Source organism: Bacillus sp. 2175, from assembly GCF_057812155.1.
This window is the reverse complement of sequence record NZ_CM173819.1, coordinates 4,625,412-4,646,550: the sequence shown is the minus strand read 5'-3', so window position 1 is coordinate 4,646,550 and position 21,139 is coordinate 4,625,412. Positions and strand designations below refer to the sequence as shown.

Annotated in this window: 11 protein-coding genes; 7 read left to right on the top strand and 4 right to left on the bottom strand. The window is 36.7% G+C overall.

Annotation, left to right across the window (positions count from 1 at the left end):
* Positions 1 to 17 precede the first annotated feature (17 nt).
* Entirely contained in the window at positions 18 to 1,265 is a 1,248-nt protein-coding gene (locus ACXKY9_RS24155; RefSeq protein ID WP_000391942.1) for an MFS transporter, read from the bottom strand.
* Between the two features lie 165 nt (positions 1,266 to 1,430).
* A complete protein-coding gene (locus ACXKY9_RS24150; protein WP_000902159.1) occupies positions 1,431 to 1,910 on the bottom strand; it encodes a GyrI-like domain-containing protein in 480 nt (159 codons plus the stop codon).
* Between the two features lie 470 nt (positions 1,911 to 2,380).
* Here ACXKY9_RS24150 and ACXKY9_RS24145 point away from each other — a divergent pair, with 470 nt between their 5' ends.
* Positions 2,381 to 12,352 (top strand): isopeptide-forming domain-containing fimbrial protein, encoded by a 9,972-nt coding sequence (locus ACXKY9_RS24145; RefSeq protein WP_000815771.1) that lies wholly within the window; start codon positions 2,381 to 2,383, stop codon positions 12,350 to 12,352.
* A gap of 112 nt (positions 12,353 to 12,464) precedes the next feature.
* Here ACXKY9_RS24145 and ACXKY9_RS24140 read toward each other — a convergent pair whose 3' ends face one another.
* Positions 12,465 to 13,454 carry an NAD(P)/FAD-dependent oxidoreductase gene (locus ACXKY9_RS24140; RefSeq protein WP_176887173.1) on the bottom strand — a complete coding sequence of 330 codons (990 nt, stop codon included), beginning with the start codon at positions 13,452 to 13,454 and terminating at the stop codon, positions 12,465 to 12,467.
* A 461-nt stretch (positions 13,455 to 13,915) separates the two neighbouring features.
* On the opposite strand from ACXKY9_RS24140, the gene ACXKY9_RS24135 reads away from it, so the two are divergent.
* The 5 genes from ACXKY9_RS24135 to pepA all read left to right on the top strand — a co-directional run bounded on the left by ACXKY9_RS24135 (position 13,916) and on the right by pepA (position 18,425).
* Positions 13,916 to 15,124, top strand: coding sequence for an NAD(P)/FAD-dependent oxidoreductase (locus ACXKY9_RS24135; RefSeq protein ID WP_000856612.1), 1,209 nt, complete (start codon positions 13,916 to 13,918; stop codon positions 15,122 to 15,124).
* A gap of 123 nt (positions 15,125 to 15,247) precedes the next feature.
* Positions 15,248 to 15,754 (top strand): NUDIX hydrolase, encoded by a 507-nt coding sequence (locus ACXKY9_RS24130; RefSeq protein ID WP_000415321.1) that lies wholly within the window; start codon positions 15,248 to 15,250, stop codon positions 15,752 to 15,754.
* Positions 15,751 to 16,068, top strand: coding sequence for a YuiB family protein (locus ACXKY9_RS24125; protein WP_000027016.1), 318 nt, complete (start codon positions 15,751 to 15,753; stop codon positions 16,066 to 16,068). Before ACXKY9_RS24130 ends, ACXKY9_RS24125 begins: the two co-directional genes overlap by 4 nt.
* Positions 16,069 to 16,154: 86 nt before the next feature.
* On the top strand, positions 16,155 to 16,781 hold the full coding sequence (locus ACXKY9_RS24120; protein WP_000920098.1) for a 3D domain-containing protein: 627 nt from the start codon (positions 16,155 to 16,157) through the stop codon (positions 16,779 to 16,781).
* Between the two features lie 159 nt (positions 16,782 to 16,940).
* Positions 16,941 to 18,425: a cytosol aminopeptidase gene (gene pepA, locus ACXKY9_RS24115; protein ID WP_000487942.1), complete on the top strand. Its 1,485-nt coding sequence runs from the start codon at positions 16,941 to 16,943 to the stop codon at positions 18,423 to 18,425.
* 174 nt (positions 18,426 to 18,599) lie between these two features.
* Here the strand turns inward: pepA and cdaS are convergent, their stop codons facing one another.
* On the bottom strand, positions 18,600 to 19,205 hold the full coding sequence (cdaS, locus tag ACXKY9_RS24110; protein WP_000545253.1) for a sporulation-specific diadenylate cyclase CdaS: 606 nt from the start codon (positions 19,203 to 19,205) through the stop codon (positions 18,600 to 18,602).
* Between the two features lie 143 nt (positions 19,206 to 19,348).
* On the opposite strand from cdaS, the gene ACXKY9_RS24105 reads away from it, so the two are divergent.
* Positions 19,349 to 21,073 (top strand): phospho-sugar mutase, encoded by a 1,725-nt coding sequence (locus ACXKY9_RS24105; protein WP_001104221.1) that lies wholly within the window; start codon positions 19,349 to 19,351, stop codon positions 21,071 to 21,073.
* The last annotated feature ends 66 nt before the right edge of the window (positions 21,074 to 21,139 follow it).

Sequence of the window (21,139 nt, the reverse complement as noted above, 5' to 3'; positions counted from 1 at the left end):
TACATGACTCTAAGTGGCTAATCGAACTTCCTTACAACTGGAACACGAATCGCTACAAATAGTACGAAGACGATAACAGCTATTGCACCACTTTTCATAACGGTTACGATTGGAATTCCCATTGCAAGTGCAAGTGATGTGAATGCATAAGAGAGCGGGATAAAGCCCATTGATGATAGCATAAGTAAACTCATTACGCGTCCCATCATTTCTTCTTTTACTGTCGATTGAATCATTGCCATAAGCGGTACAATCGCCATTGCGATTGTAATACCATAAAACATGCCGGCTAATAGTGCTTGCCAAAGTACGGTGCTAAAGTTGATGGCTAAGAAGAATACACCAGACAATAGCATCATGATAATACAAAATAGACCGCGTCTACGATTAATATTTTTTAAACCTACAATGATAGCACCGATTGCCATTCCGCCGCCTACAGATGCTTCTAAGTAACTAAACTGGAGCGAATCACCATGCAGAACGTTTTTAACAAAAAGAGGGAAACCAACTTGCATCGGGCCGATTAAAAATAAGTTTAAAAAAGCGCTACAAATAAGGAAAGTTGAAAGGAATGGCGATTCCTTTACATATAAGATTCCTTCTTTAATGGAAGTGAACATACCTTTATCTGTATCTTTTTGTTCTGGCATCGTAAATTGTATTTTTTGAACGAGTATGGCAGCGACAATCAGTAATAAAATCGTAATGGAAAAGATTGTCTCATAGTTCGTAAATTTAATGAGAATACCACCAAGTACAGGGCCTAAGATGACCGATGCTTGGTTCGTCATTTGTGTAAGTGAATTTGCTTGTGTTAACCGGCTTTTTTCTACCAATTCCGGTAAGATAGATCCATCCGCTGACCAGAAGAAAGCATCAGCAAGTCCAAAGAATAAAGCGAATAAAGCAAATGTATATAGTGTTACATCACCGACAATGAACCATGTGAGAATGGTTGCGACAAGAATCGCTCGAATGATATTGGAGTAAAACATAATGTTTTTTTTCGGGAATTTATCAGCTACAGCGCCGCCGACAATCATAAAAATAAGCCTTGGAACACTAAGGGCTACGAAAACAACACCGAGTGAAGCTTCAAGGTTTAATGTTTTTGCTATGTACCACGTTTGTGAAAAAGTAAAAAAGGCTAAAGCAAAGCTTGAAAAAAGAGTAGCTGCCCAAAGAAAAAGGAAATTCGTATTTTTTAATAACGGTTTTCCGCTTCCTTCTAAAGCAGTTTTATTTTGTTGTAGTTCCTCCATATTGCTTCCTTTCTATGTGACGAATTTAAACTAAAAAACCTATTAACAATCGTTTTATACAGTTTCTAATATTTCTATACTGCACTTTCTCATTGTAGACAATAATAATGAATTTGCCCAGTAGCTATTTAACGACAAAAAAAGATGCCGAATGGGCATCTTTTTTTAGGCTAACGCAATATAAATATCCAATTGAACGTTGTTTGGATCTAACGCTCTTTCATCGTAAAGCTCAAAGTCTGTTGTGAAGGCACGTTTATTTTCTTTCGACCATTTCCAAATATATTCCCAAGCTTCACAAACGACTTCAGCAACTGGTCCCTTTCTTGTTGTAAATACCGCATATGTAGCGGCAGGTATTGTTAAAGTTGTCATATTTTCAGGAACGTCTTCTAATGAAGAAACAGGCATACCGATTGTAAATTGATATGTACCGGTTTCATCTGATTCGTAGTTTGAGTAGAAAGCGAATGTTTCTTTCGTTTGTTGATTTGGGATGTGATGCATCATTTGTTCTTGAAAGTATCGGTTCCAAAGTTGTGGAATGTTTCCTTCAGTAGATGCCTCTTTTTCATTAGTCGTCGTAACCGAAACGCCGATTGCGTGGAAAGCTTCTTTTTTTACGATAATAGGTTCGTGTAGCATAAAAAATTCCTCCTTTTTTTAAAAAAAGAACGTTTGTTCTTGTTTAATATAACATATTTTTACATGTAACGGTTGTTATTTTTAGAAAATTTTAATCATAAAAAACAAACTGAAAATAACTAAAAAATGGTAAATTTTCTATTGTATGTATAAATAGGGTGAGGAGTATGTTAAAATTTTTAAGTATCCTTTAACTGTTATATAAACCTATACAGCACGATGTTTTTACTATATTAAAAGTATGGTAAAGGTTTGTATAAGTGTCCGGTATATATGCTATTTTTGATAAATTAAAATAGTAATATTCTATGAGATTTATATTGTTGACATTGGGATTTCAACGATACATTTTCGTAGGTCGGATTGTTGCGAGTGGATATATATTGCTATGTATTCGGCTACTAAATGAAAGGGTTACTGAAATGAAGTAGGCGGATAGCAAGTATATAGAAAGGAGAAAGGTAGAAAATATGAAGCAAGTATTGAAGTGTTTTAATGTCGTAACAATGATCACACTTCTTCTATCCATCATATTGCCTTCGCCCAGTGCTTTTGCTACAGAGATAAATAAAAAAAGCTGGGATGAGTTACAAGGAAATGATGTGAAAATTAAGGCAGATCAAGTGAATGCTGAAATGTATAAGGGAGAAGTAGCGGAGAGGGAGCACGTATTTCAATATAAGATTGAAAATACGGGAGATACACCAATCCGAGAATTAGTAATTAAACAAAATAATGACAATGGAATTGAGTTTCTTTCGCAATCTGTGAAAGTAAACGGAGAGAAGTTACTTGAAAATAAGGTAGCGGATTTCTATGTAGAGGAAAAAGATAATGGAGGAAAGGTTCTTTCTTCTAATCTTAAAATTCAAGATTTAAAATCACATGAAAAAATGACTGTATTAATAAAAGCTCGTCGTGCGCAACATTTTAATAAAGAGTATAAGCAAAAAATTAGTGTGCAAAAGGATCAACTACAAATAGGAAACATGTCTGTAGATGTTGAAGGGCTTCCTTCTGAAGAGAAGTTAGAAGCTAATACCGATGATGAGGCTGACAGTAGTAAGAAAGCTATCGGATCAACAACTGATTCAAAAACTAAAGAAGTGGATGGAAAATTAAAAGTATCTGTAGAAGATAAAAATACATCTGCACAAAAAACAGAAATAGAGAAGATAAAACAACCTGAGGCTGAGAAGCAACTAGAAAAAGAGAAAAAGCAATCACCTTTAGCAGTAAAGCAGAGTGATGCAGAAGTACAAGCTGCATCAGAAAATGCTTCGAAGGTTCAAATCCAAACAGGAGATAAACAAGGATTTGGAGACCCGTTGTATTCTACAATTGCTCCTGGTAATTTAGTACAGACTGGTAATGTGACGCTTGGTTTGACATCTGATCATTATGGCAGACAAAGTATGGGTTATAAAACGAATAAAATGACGGTTGATGTTGATAACGATGATAGTACTTTTAATTCGTCAACAGGTGCATTTCCTAACATTCCTGCTGGAAGTAAAGTGAAAAAGGCTTACTTATTCTGGACAGCAGCAATGGGGTTACCAGGAAATATCGCTGATAGAAAGGTTACCGAGGATCAAGTAAGGCAACCAGTCAAAATGAGAATGGGAAATAAAGAATATGCAGAGGTAACTGCTGATAGCATAAGAAAAGCTGATTATCTACCTTATATTTCTAATTACTCAGGTAGTGGCGCAGGATATGTAGCGTATGCAGATGTAACAAATATAATTGCACAGCAAGGTATTTCTCAAACGTTGACAGTTGCAAATGTGCCACAAATTAAAGATGTAACAGGTGGCGGCTATTACTGGGGTAACTGGAATCTTATATTAGTTTATGAAAACTATAAAGAAACAGTAAAAGACATGAAGATTTGGGAAGGGCTAGTCTCTCAAAAAAGTACAGCCTGGACAGATATTAGTGTTAATAAAATAAACACACCAAAAGAAGGCGCTTTCAAGGCGGAATTTAGTTATTTTTCATCGCAAGGTGATCCAGCTGATAATGATGGATATGCCTATGATTATGGAGAGTATGATTTTGGGTTAGGGTATCAAAAGTTTAAAAATATTAAAAGTAAAGATAATGATGTTAATGACTCATCTATGACAGAAGTACAAGTAGATGGCACTAACGAATTTGTTACGAAAAAATACCCAGGATATAATCCAGATTGGACAAATTCTTTCAGTACAGATATTCATACGTATCACCTTGAAGGACCCACTCAAGTAAAGAATGATTTGAAAGAAGGAAAAATACGTTTTAGAGCATATGGTGGTGGCGGTGATATTTACGTATTAAATAACGCCACATTCGTTACAGAACATAATGCTCCAAACTTACAAGTTGATAAAAAGGCATTAGATAGTACCGGTAAAGAAGTTAAGGAAATTAAAGCTGGTGAAGAGTTTACGTATCAAATTGAAGTGAAAAATGATACGAAAAATAATCAAGCGCCGGTATCGAATGTAAAAGGTTTTGATAAATTAGATGACCGTTTAGAGTATGTTCCAGGGTCTATTCAATATGTTTCTGGAAGTAATAAAGGAAATAAAACAGATGATGCAAGCGATGATGAAGCGGAGTTTGTAAATAATCAAATTGATTTCCGTGTTGGTGAAGGTGCTAATGCTAAAGACGGCGGTGTTTTAAAGCCGGGTGAAAGTACCGTTATTACATTCAAAGTAAAAGTGAAAGATTCTGTACAATCAGATACAACAGTAAAAAATGTCGTTGTTGTAAAGGGACAAGATAGTGCCGAGATAAAGTATGAAACTGAGGACGATGCAAATGTTACGGTTACTACCCCAAAAGAAGTTCCAGGGGAAATAGAGGCGAGAAAAATAGCTTCTAATAAAACACCGAAGTTAGGTGAAGAGGTAGAGTATCGTATTACATTTAAAAATAAGACAAAAGATGGACGTCTAGATGTATTGACCATTGAAGATGAATTACCAAGTAGTCTTGAATACGTGAAAGATAGTTTGAAAGCCGAAGGTGCAAAACCAGAGCCAGTAGAGCTGAAGTTTGAAAATGGAAAAGTAATTGCAAAGTATCCAGAAATTATGGATATGGAAGAAAGAAGTATCGTCTTTAAAACAAAAGTAAAAGAAACTGCAAAAATTGGTGAAGAAATTGTTAATAAAGCAACCGTTAGAGATAAAACAAATCCACCAAAGAATCTAGAAGAGAAGATTACACCACAGCATAAGGCCGGTAAAATTGCTGCAAAGAAAAAAGCAACAAATAAGAAGCCGAGGCTAGGAGAAGAAGTTGAATATCAAATTAGCTTCAAAAATACGGTGGAAAACGGAAAACTAGATGCAGTTACAATAGAAGATGAAATTCCAGCTAACTTAGAATTTGTTCAAGGCAGTGTGAGAGCTGAAGGTGCTGCACCAAATCCAGTAGAGTTAAAAGTAGAAAATGGTAAGATAATCGCAAAATATCCAGAGATTACGGATACAAAAGAGCGAAGCATTGCCTTTAAAGTGAAAGTAAAAGAAGAGGCAAAAGCGGGAGAAACGATTGTTAATAAAGCGGTTGTGAGTGAGCCAAATGGACAAACTGAGCATCCAGAGGAAAAGATTACGCCGGATTATAAATACGGTAAAGTGGATGTAGAAAAAAGCGTAACGAATCAAACACCAAAACTAGGAGAAGAAGTGGAATACCGAATTACATTTTATAATACGGTAGAAAACGGAAAACTAGAAAAGGTGCTAGTAGAAGATACACTACCTAAAGGTGTTGAATACGTGAAAGATAGTTTGAAAGCTGAAGGTATAAAACCAGAGCCAGTAGAACTAAAAGTGGAAGATGGCAAAGTAATGGCCAAGTATCCAGAAATTACGGATACAGAAAAAAGAAGTATTGTTTTTAAAGTGAAAGTAAAAGATTCGGCAAAAGTAGGGGAGGCAATCGTAAATAAAGCAATTGCAAAAGATCCGAAAAATGAGCCTGTTGAATCAAAGGTTGTTATTACACCGCAAAGTAAAAAAGGTGAAATTGCTGCTACAAAGGTAGTTAATAATAAGAAGCCAAAGTTAGGCGAAGAAATCGAGTACCGCATTAGTTTTCATAATACGGTTGAGAACGGAAAACTAGAAAAGGTGCGAGTGGAAGATACAATTCCAAAAGGTCTTGAATATGTAGAAAATAGCATCAAGGCCGAAGGAGAAGCACCTGAACCAGTAGAATTAGCTGTTGAAAATGGGATAGTCAAAGCTAAGTATATCGATATTATGGATATGAAAGAAAGAAGTATCGTCTTTAAAGTAAAGGTGAAGGAAGAAGTAAAAGTAGATAAAGAGATTGTCAATAAAGCAATTGTTGATGATACGAAAAATCCACCGATTGAACCGGAGGAAAGAATTACTCCGCAACATAAGGATGGAATAATTGATTCGAAGAAGACAGTAGATAATCCATCACCAAAACTAGGAGAAGAAGTAGAATACCGAATTAGCTTTAAGAACACGGTAGAAAACGGAAAACTAGAAAAGGTAATAATAGAGGATACAATTCCTAACGGTTTAGAGTATGTAAAAGGCAGTGAAAAGGCTGAAGGTGATAAACCAGCTCCATTAAAGTTAAGTGTAAAAGATGGAAAAGTTATTGCTGAATACGACAATATTACGGATATGAAAGAAAGAAGTATTGTCTTTAAGGTAAAGGTGAAGGAAGAAGCGGAAGTGGGGAAGGAAATCATCAATAAGGCAATTGTTGATGATATGAAAGATCCGAAAGAACCAGAAGCGAAAATTACACCATTACACAAAGATGGAAAAATTAAAGCGAAGAAAATCGTAAATAATGAAACACCGAAGTTAGGAGAAGAAGTAGAATACCGAATTAGTATGAAAAATACGGTAAAGAACGGAAAGCTAACAGACGTGACAGTAGAGGATACTTTACCAGAAGGTTTAGAGTATGTAGAAAATAGTTTGAAAGCAAAAGGTGCCGGAATAGATTCAGTAGAGCTGAAATTTGAAAACGGTAAAGTAATGGCAAAATATCCAGAAATTACGGATACAGAAGAAAGAAGTATCGTTTTTAAAGTGAAAGTAAAAGAAGAAGTAAAAGTCGGTAAAAAAATCATTAATAAAGCAACTATTGATGATTCGCAAAATAAGCCAGTTAATCCGACAGCGGAAATTACTCCTCAGTATAAAGATGGAAAACTTGAAGCAAAAAAGATAGTAAATAATGAAACGCCGAAGTTAAGAGAAGAAGTGGAATACCGAATTAGCTTTAAAAATACGGTAGAACATGGAAAGCTAACAGAGGTGAAAATAGAAGATGATTTACCAAATGGATTAGAGTATGTGAAAGATAGTTTAAAAGTAGAAGGTTCTAAGCCAGATCCAGTGGAATTAAAATTTGAAAACGGTAAGGTAATGGCAAAGTATCCTGAGATTACAGATACAAAAGAGAGAAGTATTACCTTTAAAGTGAAAGTAAAAGGTAAAGTGAGCGATTCAATTGTTAATGAAGCGATTGTGAGCGATACGAAACATCCGCCAGAAACACCGACAGCAGAAATTATTCCGCAACATAAAGACGGAAAAGTGAAAGCGAAGAAGACGGTAAATAATGAAACGCCGAAGTTAGGAGAAGAAGTAGAATACCGAATTAGTTTTAAAAACACGGTAGAAGACGGAAAACTAGCAGAGGTAAAAATAGAAGATACTTTACCAGAAGGTTTAGAGTATGTAGAAAACAGTGTGAAAGCAGAAGATACTAAGCCGGATCCAGTAGAATTGAAAATGGAAAATGGTAAGGTAATGGCGAAGTATCCAGAGATTACGGACACAGAAGAAAGAAGTATCACTTTTAAAGTGAAAGTAAAGGAAGAAGTGAAAGTCGGTAAAAAAATCGTTAACAAAGCAATTGTTGATGATACGAAAAATGAACCAGAAACACCGACGGCAGAAATTACTCCGCAGCATAAAGACGGAAAAGTGGAAGCGAAGAAGACGGTAAATAATGAAACGCCGAAGTTAGGAGAAGAAGTAGAATACCGAATTAGTTTTAAAAACACGGTAGAAAACGGAAAGCTAGCAGAGGTAAAAATAGAAGACAATTTACCAAATGGATTAGAGTATGTGAAAGATAGTTTACGAGCGGAAGGTACTAAGCCGGATCCAGTAGAACTGAAAGTGAAAGATGGAAAAGTAATCGCCAAATATCCAGAGATTACGGATACAGAAGAAAGAAGTATCGTCTTTAAAGCGAAAGTAAAAGAAGAATTTAAAGTTGGTGAAGGCCTTGTCAATAAAGTAGTTGTTGATGATACAAAAGATCCAACAACTTCAGAAGTAACAATTACGCCAGAATATAAAGACGGTAAGCTTAAAGCAGAGAAATTTGTAAACAATAAAAAACCGAAATTAGGAGAAGAAGTAGAATACCGAATTAGTTTTAAAAACACGGTAGAAAACGGAAAACTAGTAGAGGTTACAGTAGAAGATGAAATTCCAGCTGGATTAGAGTACGTGGAGAACAGTTTACAAGCAGAAGGTTCTAAACCAAGTCCGGTAGAATTGAAATTTGAAAACGGCAAGGTAATGGCAAAGTATCTAGAAATTACGGATACAAAAGAAAGAAGTATTATCTTTAAAGTGAGAGTAAAAGAAGAGGCAGAAGTAGGCAAGGAGATTGTTAATAAAGCAATCGTAGTAGATACAAAAAATGAGCCCGAAGAGCCTCATGTGGAAATTACTCCGCAATATAAAGATGGTAAAATTGCTGCGCAGAAAGTGGCGAATAATCATAAACCGAAACTAGGAGAAGAAGTAGAATACCGAATTAGTTTTAAAAACACGGTAGAAAACGGAAAACTAGCAGAGGTAAATATAAAGGATGCATTACCAAATGGTTTAGAGTATGTGGAGGGCAGTATCACGGCAGAAGGTTCTAAACCGAAACCAGTAGAGCTACATGTGAAAAATAATAAGGTAATGGCAAAGTATCCAGAAATTACAGATACAGAGGAAAGAAGCATTGTCTTTAAAGCGAAGGTAAAAGAAAGCGTAAAAGTGGGAGAAGAAATCGTAAATGAGGCAATTGTAGATGATACAAAGAATCTGCCAGAAGAGCCTTATGTACCGATTACACCACAATATAAAGATGGGAAAATTGAGGCAAGAAAAGAAGTAAGTAACCATGAACCGAAGTTAGGTGAGGAAATCGAATATCGAATTATTTTTAATAATACGGTGAAAGATGGAAAACTAGCAGAGGTAAAAATAGAAGATAAAATTCCAGCTGGATTAGAGTTTGTAGAAGGAAGCGAAAAAGCTGAAGGTGAAGAGCCAAAACCAGTGGAGTTGAAAGTAGAAAATGGTAAGGTAATGGCAAAGTATTCAGAGATTATGGATACGCAAGAAAGAAGTATTGTCTTTAAAGTGAAGGTAAAAGATTCGGTTACAATAGGGAAGGACATTACAAATAAAGCGATTATCCATGTTGATGATCCGAACCATCCAGTAATTGATCCGACAGCAAAAATTACACCACAATATAAAGATGGTAAAATTGCTGCTCATAAAAAGGTGAATAATCATAAACCGAAGCTAGGTGAAGAAATCGAATATCGAATTTCATTTAATAATACGGTGAAAGATGGAAAACTGGCAGAGGTTAAAATTGAGGATGAAATTCCGTTTGGTTTAGAGTATGTGAAAGATAGTCTAAAAGCAGAAGGTGATAAGCCGGCCCCAGTAGAGTTGAAAGAAGAAGCTGGTAAGGTTAGTGCGAAGTATGAAAATATCACTGACATGAAAGAAAGAAGCATTATCTTTAAAGTGAAGGTGAAAGATTCCGTTGAAGTGGACAAGGCAATTGTAAATAAAGCAATTGTTGATGATACAAAAAATCCACCAGAGCGACCAGAAGTAGATATTACACCGCAGCATAAAGCTGGTAAATTTAAAGCTAATAAAAAGGTAAGTAAAAAAGATCCAAAGCTAGGAGAAGAAGTAGAGTACCGAATTAGTTTTAAAAATACGGTAGAAAACGGAAAACTAGCAGAAGTGAAAATTGAGGATCAACTACCAAATGGATTAGAGTATGTGAAGGATAGTTTAAAAGCAGAAGGTAATGAATCAAATCCGGTAGAGTTAAAAGAAGAAGCTGGAAAAATTACAGCGAAGTATGAAAATATTACTGATACAGCTGAGCGTAGCATTATCTTTAAGGTAAAAGTAACAGAAGCAGTAAAAGTCGGGAAGAAAATCGTGAATACGGCAATTGTGGATGATGATAATCCGAAGAATCCTCCGCAAAAACCAGAAGCGATTATTACACCGGAGTATAAGAATGGAAAAATAAAAGCTGAGAAAACAGTAAATAACCCAGCTCCAAAATTAGGAGAAGAAGTAGAGTATCGAATTACGTTCCGTAACGTAGTTGAGCACGGAAAATTAGCGAAGGTGAAAATTAAGGATGAATTACCAAACAGTTTAGAGTTTGTAGAAGGTAGCGGAAGAGCTGAGGGGGATAATCCAAAACCGTTGCATGTAAAAGTGAAAAACGGCATAGTACTCGCAGAATATCCAGAAATTACGGATACGAAAGAAAGAAGTATCGTCTTTAAAGCAAAAGTGAAAGAAAAAGCTAAAATTGGCGAAGCGATTGTGAATACGGCGGTTGTGGAAGATACTATAAATCCACCAGAGAAACCGAATGTCGCGATACAACCTCAACATAAAGAGGGTGTATTACAAGCTGAAAAGACAGTGAGTAACCATGAACCGAAGTTAGGAGAAGAAGTAGAATATCGAATTAGTTTTGAAAATACAGTAGAAAACGGCAAACTAACTGAGGTAAAAGTAGAGGACGAAATTCCAGCTGGTTTAGAATACGTACAGGATAGTATAAAGTCTGATGGGCCGGAACCAAATCCAGTAGAACTTAAAGTTGAGAATGGAAAAGTAACAGCAAAGTATCCAGAAATTACGGATACGAAAAAAAGAAGTATCATCTTTAAAGTGAAAGTACAAGAAACGGTACAAGTAGGAAAAGAAATTATAAACAAGGCGGTTGTGGATGATAATAATCCGACAAATCCACCAGTTGAGTCACTTATACCAATTACACCTCAATATAAAGATGGGAAACTAGAGGCAAGGAAAGAAGTAAGTAACCATGAACCAAAGCTAGGGGAAGAAATCGAATATCGAATTACTTTTAACGGCACAGTAGATGGCGGGAAGTTAGTTGATGTAAAGATTGAAGATGAAATTCCGTCTGGTTTAGAGTATGTGAAAGAAAGTCTGGAGGCCGTAGGTGATAAGCCTGTGCCAACAGAACTTAAAGTCGAGAATGGAAAAGTAACAGTGAAGTATCCAGAAATTACGGATACGAAAGAAAGAAGTATCATCTTTAAAGTAAAGGTAAAAGAATCGGTAAAAGTTGGAGAGGAAATAACAAATAAAGCGATCATTCATGTAGATGATCCAGATCATCCAGTTATGGAACCGACAGCGACAATAAAGCCAGAATATAAAGATGGTAAGTTAAAAGCGACGAAGACAGTAAATAATAAAGAACCGAAGCTAGGAGAAGAAGTAGAATACCGAATTAGTTTCAAAAATACGGTAGAAAACGGCAAACTAGCAGAGGTAAAGGTAGAAGATGAAATTCCAGCCGGTTTAGAGTACGTGCAAGATAGCATTAGATTTGAAGGGGCTGAACCAAATCCAATAGAGTTAAAAATGGAGTTTGGAAAAGTAATAGCAAAGTATCTAGAAATTACAGATACGAAAGAACGTAGTATTATTTTTAAAGTGAAGGTAAAAGCAGCACCAAGTAAAGGGATAACAAATAGAGCGGTAGTGGACGATAAAATAAATCCACCACTTGAGCCTACAGTTACAATTTTACCGAAAACAAAAGAAGATCTTAAGATACCAGAAGAGCCGAAGGAACCAGAAGTGAAGCCGGAAGAGCCGAAAGAACCGAAGGAACCAGAAGTGAAGCCGGAAGAGCCGAAAGAACCGAAAGAACCGAAAGAACCGAAAGAACCGAAAGAACCAGAAGTGAAGCCAGAAGGGCCGAAAGAACCGAAGGAACCAGAAGTGAAACCGGAGGATCCGAAAGAGCCGAAGGAACCAGAAGTGAAACCGGAGGAACCGAAAGAACCAAAAGAACCAGAAGTGAAGCCAGAAGATCCGAAAGAGCCGAAGGAACCAGAAGTGAAACCGGAGGAACCGAAAGATCTGAAGAAACCAGAAGTGAAACCGGAGAAACCGGAAGTAAGACTGGAAAAGTTAATTAAAGAACCGCAAGTAAAAGTAGAAAAAGAATTACCGAAAACAGGGGGAGCACATTCATGGATGATGTCAGTTGGTGCGGGAATTTCATTCTTAGTTGGCGGAGTATTATTCGTATTAGGTAGAAGAAGAAAACAATAATTTTTTAGACGAAAAGCACACTGAGTTCGATAGTTTATTGGACTCAGTGTGCTTTTATGTTATATAAAAGGAAAGCTCCTTCCACGTATGGAAGGAGCTTTATTTTTGCATATTAAAACATACTTGAGCTATGCATCGGTTGAAGTTTTGCATTTGGATCGAAGTAAGCTTTTGCATTGTTTACTGCTGTCGGTGCTTCGCCAAATCCACAAGCGATAAGTTTTACTTTTCCTTCATATGTACAAATGTCACCAGCAGCGTAAATGCCAGGAATATTTGTTTCCATTTTTGAATTTACAAGGATGCTGTTTTTTTGTATATCTAAGCCCCAGTTTTTAATTGGGCCAAGAGAAGAAACGAAGCCGTAGTTTACGATTACGTCATCAACATCGATGATAATTTTTTCCTCCGTTTTTACATGTTGAAGAACGACTTGTTCAATCTTGTCATCACCAATGAGTTCTACTGGAACGTATGGTGTACTTACTTCTGCACGAGAATTCATTAAGCTTTCTACGCTATGTTCATGCGCACGGAATTTATCACGACGATGAACGATTGTAACTTTTTCAGCAATCGGTTCTAACATCATTGTCCAGTCTACTGCTGAGTCGCCACCGCCAAATACTACGACGCGCTTACCAGCAAATTTATTCATATCATCAACGAAATAATGTAAGTTTTTCTTTTCGTATTTCGCTGTACCTTCTAATTCTAAGCGGCGTGGTTGGAAAGCACCATTGCCAGCAGTAATAATAACTGATTTAGAATAGTGAGTTTGCTTATTCGTAACAAGTTTAAATATACCGTCAGCTTGTTTCTCAAGCGTATCGACAGCTTCTTCTAAACAAACAGTTGGGTCAAATTTCTTCATTTGCTCTTTTAAGTTATCAACTAATTCTTGTGCGCGCACTTTTGGAAATCCAGCCACATCATAAATGTATTTTTCAGGGTAGAGTGTGGATAATTGTCCGCCAAGTTGAGGTAAGCTTTCAATGATTTTTACACTTGCTTGTCTCATACCGCCATAAAATGCTGTGAACAGTCCCGTTGGACCACCACCAATAATTGTTATGTCGTAAACTTTTTGATTTTCTGCCACTTTCATTCCCCCTATAGATGGAATTTTGATATTGATTTCATATATTGTTCATATGTACACGAAAATCCTGCAAATGATGACACTTTCAAATAAATGATAGCATATTTGAGTTCATAATACTTCTGAAAACGACTGAATTGTGTGTAAGTTTTCGCATAGGTTCTTTTTTATTGTATAAAATATACAGAAAGGAAAATACATGAAAAAAAGGCTAAAAAACCCTTGAAAACGCTATGTTATTTTAAAATATTGATAATTCTCCAGACGCTTGAATTCTGGAATAAAACCGACTAATATAGGGAAGTATTATGTTAAATTTCTATGACAAAATTCGTACGATTTTTTGACTGCGTTTTGTTATGATATAGAATGTGATAAATTCCACATTCTTGACAAATAGAGTTTTTAGTACTTGGTATTATTTTTTATTACTATTATATAAAGAAAAGGGTTGTGATTTGGTGAAGACTCCAAAAATCGTAGTTTTAGGTGCAGGTTATGGCGGGATGATTACGACTGTTCGTCTGCAAAAAGCATTATCTGTAAATGAAGCTGAAATTACGCTAGTAAACAACAACAGCTATCACTACCAAGCGACTTGGTTACATGAGAGCGCAGCTGGTACATTACAAGATGAAAAAATCTGTCTAGATATTCAAGACGTTATTGATACAAATAAAGTGAACTTTGTACAAGACACAGTAGTAGAAATTAAAGCTGCTGAAAAACGCATTATCTTAAAAGATGGCGAGTTAGAGTATGATTACTTAGTAATTGGTCTTGGTTTCGAATCAGAAACATTCGGAATTACAGGATTAAAAGAGCATGCATTCTCAATCGCTAACATTAATGCAACTCGTGAAATTCGTGAGCATATGGAAGCTAGTTTCTCTAAATATGCAACTGAACAACGCGATGAGTTAGTAACAATCGTTGTTGGTGGTGCTGGATTTACTGGTATCGAGTACGTAGGTGAGCTTGCAAACCGTGTTCCTGAACTTTGCAAAGAGTATAATGTACCACGTGAAAAAGCACGTATCATCTGTGTAGAAGCTGCTCCAACAGCACTTCCAGGTTTTGATCCAGCGTTAGTAGAATACGCTGTAAAACAGCTTGAGAAAAAAGGTGTAGAATTCCGCATCGGTACAGCAATTAAAGAAGCAACTGAAGAAGGTATTATCGTTGCGAATGGCGATGACACTGAATTAATTAAGTCTGAAACAGTAGTTTGGGCTGCAGGTGTTCGTGGTAATGGTATTGTGGAAGAGTCTGGCTTTGAAGCAATGCGCGGACGTGTAAAAGTTGATGAGTACATGCACGCTCCAGGATACGAAGATGTATTCATGGTTGGTGACGCAGCGTTAATTATTAATGAAGAAATTAACCGTCCTTACCCACCAACAGCACAAATTGCAATTCAACAAGGTTACAATATTGCACACAACTTAACTGTATTAGTTCGTGGCAAGGGCGAGATGAAGAAATTCGCATTCGATAATAAAGGATCTGTATGTTCTTTAGGTCATGACGATGCAATGGGCGTTGTTATGGGTAAAAAGTTAACAGGTTGGAAAGCTTCCTTCATGAAGAAAGTAATCGATAACCGTTACCTATTCTTATTAGGTGGACCTTTATTAGTTCTTAAAAAAGGTAAATTAAAGTTCTTTTAATATATAGTAGAAAAAGCAGAAACGGCTAAGAGCTGTTTCTGCTTTTTTCATATTAAAAATATAGTATAATATATAAAAAAGAAAGAATATTCTGTCCGTTCTGATGGAGGAGGTTATTACATCATGGAGAAACGAGGGAAGGTATGGCTAGCTGTTAGTGGTTTAGTAGCTACAAAAGATGGTAGGTGGCTATTTGTTAAGAAGAAATACAGTGGATTAAAAGGGAAATGGTCTTTACCGGCTGGTTTTGTAAATGAAGGTGAGACGGTTGATGAAGCTGTGAAACGCGAAGTGTTAGAAGAGACAGGCATTGTCGCTCATGTGAAGGGGATTATTGGTGTTCGATCGGGTGTTATTCGTAATGAGATTAGTGATAATATGATTATTTTCCTTTTGGAACCTGAAGGAGAAAATATTATTGTACAGGAGAAAGAATTGTCTGAAGTGGCGTTCTTACATCCGGATAAGATTGTAGACGATCCGAATACGTCTGTGCTTATTAAATATTTGTTAGAAGGAAGATCAGAACTACATCTTGAAGTGGACAAAACATTAAATCCAGGTGAACCATTTGGTTATACAGCTTATCACGTATTTACGGCACGTGCGAAGGAGAGGGGAAAAGAGTGAGTATACCGGTACTACTTATTTCAATGATGTTATTCTTTATTTTGTTCTTTGGAATTGGATTTTTACTCAACATGATTTTGCGAGCTACTTGGGTAATGGTTATTGTGTATCCGATTGTTTGTATGCTTATTATTAATAAAGCGAGTATGTGGGATTATTTTTCAAAACCGAAAGAAACATTTTCTTCATTTGGGACAAGTGTATCGCACTTAGGACAAGCAGACGTATTTATTCTATCTACTGGATTAGTAGGGGCTGCTTTAGCAGGAGTCGTAATCAAGAAACTTCGGAAAAGCGGATATCAAATGTTTTAATCTCCAATTAAGTTGGAGATTATTTTTTTGCATATTCCTTCATCGTATAGGGAATGATTAACGATGAAGGAGTGTGGAATATAAAAATGTTAAAACGATATTGTATTCGCATTATGATGACTTGTTTACTTGCAATTGCATTATGCGTAACATGGAATGCTTTCACAGGAGTTTCTTTATTAGAGATTGTAAAGATATATGAAGGAATGAGTGCAAAAGAAGTACATGCAGCAGAAGTTAAGAGAAATGTTGCTCCGAGTAAAGAAGTGATAAATGCTTTAGAGCAGGCAAACGACTGGTCTAAATATCGTTCAATTGAAATGACTGCAACAGGTTATACATCGGGGATTGAGTCAACTGGTAAGAGGCCAGGGCATCCAGAGTATGGTATTACATATTCAGGTGTCAAAGTGAAAAGGGATTTATATTCCACAATTGCTGCGGACTTACGCGTATTCCCGATTGGAACGATTCTCTTCGTGCCAGGTTACGGGTATGGTGTAGTAGCTGATAAGGGCGGTGCAATAAAAGGAAACCGTCTTGATCTATATTATGATACGGTGAAAGATGTTTATAGCCAATGGGGTAAGAAAAAAGTAAATGTGTACGTAGTAAAAGTAGGAAATGGTAAATTTACAGAAGAAGAGTTAACGATGTTAAATCAAGACGAAACGATGCAAGTGTTTCGTGGTCAATATTTAAAACAAAGATAGTCTAGTCGTAATTACGCTAGACTTTTTTTCTTGGCTTATTTCATGATAGAGGAGATTTTGGATCTGCGATTTTACACGCCATATAACTGTAGTTAGAATTATCGCATTTTATCGAAAATAAAGTTATAATGGTGGTAGAGAAATTTAGGGGGTCTGAACATGTTTCAAGTACAAAAAGAATTAGCAGGTCATGAAGCGGTAATTGTTGCTTTATTTGAAGAAGAGAAAATGAGTAGTTTTGTACAAGAACTGGACAAAGCGTTTGAAGGGCAATTACAAGTTTTACTAGAAGAGAAAGAATTATCTACGAAGAAAAAGGCCATTTCGAAAGTACATAGCTTAGGGAAAATAAATGTGAAACGTTATTACTTTGTTGGTTTAGGAAAGAAAGAATCTTACACGACAGAAACGTTACGTGCGGCTCTTGGTAAGGCGTTTAAAACACTGCAAGCAGCAAAAGTACGAGATGCAGCAATCTTACTTGATTCTTTCGTAACAGAGAAATTAGACGCGATTGATGTCGCTCATATTGCGGCAGAGGTACAAGGCCTTGGTACATATGAGTTACAAACGTATAAATCAGATAAAAAGGATCGTGTAGAGTTAGAGAAGTTCACGGCTATTACAGCGGAAGATGCACAAGAAATTGAAGCAGCATTAACAGTTGGCTACGTACATGGACGTGCAACAAATTCAGCTCGTACACTTGTAAATATGCCGCCAAACGTATTAACAGCGACAAAGCTTGCTGAGTATGCTGTTGAATTAGCGGAGAAATATGATATGGACTATAAAGTTCTTGAGAAAGAAGAGATGGAAGACCTTGGTATGGGTGCGTTACTTGCAGTAAACCAAGGTAGTGTAGAGCCACCAAAAATGATTGCTCTTATTTATAAAGGAAAAGAAGAGTGGACAGATGTCATTGGGTTCGTTGGAAAAGGTATTACATACGATACTGGTGGTTATTCTTTAAAACCACGTGAAGGCATGGTTGGTATGAAAGGTGATATGGGCGGTGCAGCTGCTGTATTAGGTGCGATGGAAATTATCGGTGAACTTCGCCCAGAACAAAATGTGATCGCTGTTATTCCTTCAACTGATAACGTTGTAAGTGGTACGGCATTTAAGCCAGACGATGTAATCACATCTATGAGCGGAAAAACAATTGAAGTATTAAATACGGATGCAGAAGGTCGTCTAGCTTTAGCTGACGGTATTACGTATGCGAAAAAACTTGGTGCAAACTACCTTGTTGATGTTGCAACATTAACAGGCGGTGTAATTGTTGCACTTGGAAACTATACGACAGGCGCAATGACAAATAATGAAGAGTTATTTGAGCAAGTGCTAGAGGCTTCTATGGAAACAGATGAGCCAATTTGGCAACTACCGATTTTTGATCGTGATAAAGAACGTGTGAGAAACAGTAAGTTTGCTGATTTAAATAACTCACCAGGCCGTGAAGGACATGCGGTTATGGCAGGTACATTCTTAGGCGAATTCGCTGAAGATACACCATGGGTACACTTAGATATCGCTGGAACATCAGAAACAAAAGGTGCGCACGACTTAGGTCCAGCTGGAGCAACTGGCGCAATGGTACGTACACTTGCAACACTTGTGGAGCGTTTTGGAGAAGAATAAGAGTATAAGTGAAGACTGTTCCGATATTTTGGAACAGTCTTCTTTTTTATAGGTTTGTTTATCCCACTATTTGCCGGGTAGTAAGACCCATAACTCAAAATTCAGCGAAAGGAAAGCAGTTAGGTCGGATTGCCGGTAAACGCTCGATTGGTGAGGGCTGATTAAAGTTTCACTTTATAAAGAAATCGTATACAAAACCCCATTTAAAGCAAAAGAAGTACGGCCCGTTTCTTCAGAGACAACTAATATAAGTGCATCACTCTTTTCAGATAAGCCAATTGCAGCTCTGTGACGTGTTCCTAGCTCAGGATCAACTTCTGTACTTTTCGTTAAAGGAAGAATATTAGCAGCTGAGACAATATGATTATTTTTTACGAGAACGGCACCGTCATGAAGAGGGTTACCTGGATAAAATATTGATTCGAGTAATGGCGCAGTTAAATGAGCGTTTAATGTCGTTCCAGTTTGAATGAGAGCTTCAAGCGTCTCGTTTCGTTCCACGACGATAAGAGCACCATGTTTTCTGGCGCTTAAATGTTGGATAGCTGTCGTAATAAAAGATGAACTTTCCGTATAAGGTGATAAATATGCCTGAATATAGTATGTAGCTGCCAATGTTTGTACATTTGCTAACATATGATGAATATCTTCCATTTTGCATAAAATACATTCGTCTTCTTTATCGATTGCGTTCCTCATAATCGATAGTTCTTTTTCAGCAATTTCAATCATTTGCTTTGTTTGTATTTTGAGCTCTTCTGACAAGCCCCATTCGTGCATAATCCTCATTCCCTTTAGTGGAGTATTTAACAATAGTGTATACAAATATTCCTAGTAAAATCCTGTTAGATTTTATAAAATATTGAGATACAGCATGTTTTTTTCATATAATAAAGGTATGACGAGCGAGAGGAGAGAGAAGAATGAATTGGAAACAAGAATTTAGTCGCTGGCTTTCTTACGCACAATTAGATGCAGAATTAAAAGAACAGCTAGAAAATATGAAGCAAGATGAGAAGAAAATCGAGGATAGCTTTTATAAAAATCTAGAGTTTGGCACAGGTGGTATGCGTGGTGAACTTGGTGCTGGTACGAACCGTTTAAATGTATATACAGTTCGTAAAGCAACAAAAGGATTAGCAAGCTTTATCGAAAAGTTAGGTGAGGAAGCGAAAAAACGCGGTGTTGTTGTAGCCTATGATTCTCGTCATAAATCACCTGAGTTTGCAATGGAAGTTGCTGCTACACTTGGTGCACGCGGTATCACAACATATGTGTTTGAAAGCTTACGTCCAACGCCAGTACTTTCTTTCGCAGTTCGTCATTTACATACAGTAAGTGGAATCGTTCTTACGGCAAGCCATAATCCACCTGAATATAACGGATACAAAGTATACGGTGAAGATGGTGGACAGTTACCTCCAAAAGAAGCAGATGAGTTAATTAGCTACGTAAATGCAGTAGAAGATGAATTAACAGTTGAAGTCGCTGATGTAGAGCAATTAAAAGCTGACGGTTTATTACATATTATTGGACAAGAAGTAGATGATGCATATGCTGCAGAATTGAACAATGTCATCATTAATAAAGAAATGGTACAAAAGGTTGGTAAAGACTTAAAAATCGTCTTTACACCATTACACGGAACATCAAATATTTCTGTACGCCGTGGTTTAAAAGAAGTTGGATTTACAGATGTAACAGTTGTAAAAGAACAAGAGTTACCAGATCCAAACTTCTCTACAGTAAAATCACCGAACCCAGAGGAGCACGCAGCGTTTGAGTATGCAATTCGTGACGGTGAAAAGGTAGGCGCAGATGTATTAATCGCAACTGATCCTGACGCAGACCGTCTTGGTGTAGCAGTGCGTAATCATAATGGTGAGTTCCAAGTATTAACCGGAAACCAAACAGGTGCATTAATGCTTGATTACTTACTATCTCAAAAGAAAGAAAACGGAACGCTTCCAGAGAACGGTGTCGTATTAAAAACAATCGTAACGTCTGAAATTGGTCGTACAATTGCAAAAGCATACGGTTTAGATACAGTTGATACGTTAACTGGATTTAAATTTATCGGTGAGAAAATTAGACAGTATGAAGAAAGCGGACAATATGAATTCCAATTCGGTTATGAGGAAAGCTATGGTTATTTAATCCGCCCATTCTGCCGTGATAAAGATGCAGTACAATCTGTTCTATTTGCATGTGAAGTAGCTGCATACTACAAATCACAAGGGAAAACGTTATATGACGGTCTATTAGAAGTATTTGAGAAATACGGCTTCTTCCGTGAAGACCTTGTATCGTTAACGTTAAAAGGAAAAGATGGAGCGGAAAAAATCCAAGAGATGATGGCAACGTTCCGTGAGAATCCGCCGAAAGAAGTAGCGGGCTTAACAGTCGTAGCAGTGGAAGACTATAAAGCAAGCATCGTTACATCTTTACAAGATGGACATAAAGAAGAGATTCACTTACCGAAATCAAATGTGTTAAAATATCAATTAGAGGATGGTTCATGGTTCTGCCTACGCCCATCTGGAACTGAGCCGAAGATTAAGTTTTACTTTGGTGTAAAAGATAGTTCTTTACAAAATAGTGAACAAAAGTTACTTACTATTAAAGAAGACATTATGAATCGTTTATAATACAAAGTAATTTTAAGTAGTAAGGAACAAAAGGGAGCGAAATCTCCCTTTTGTTTTATGTAGGAA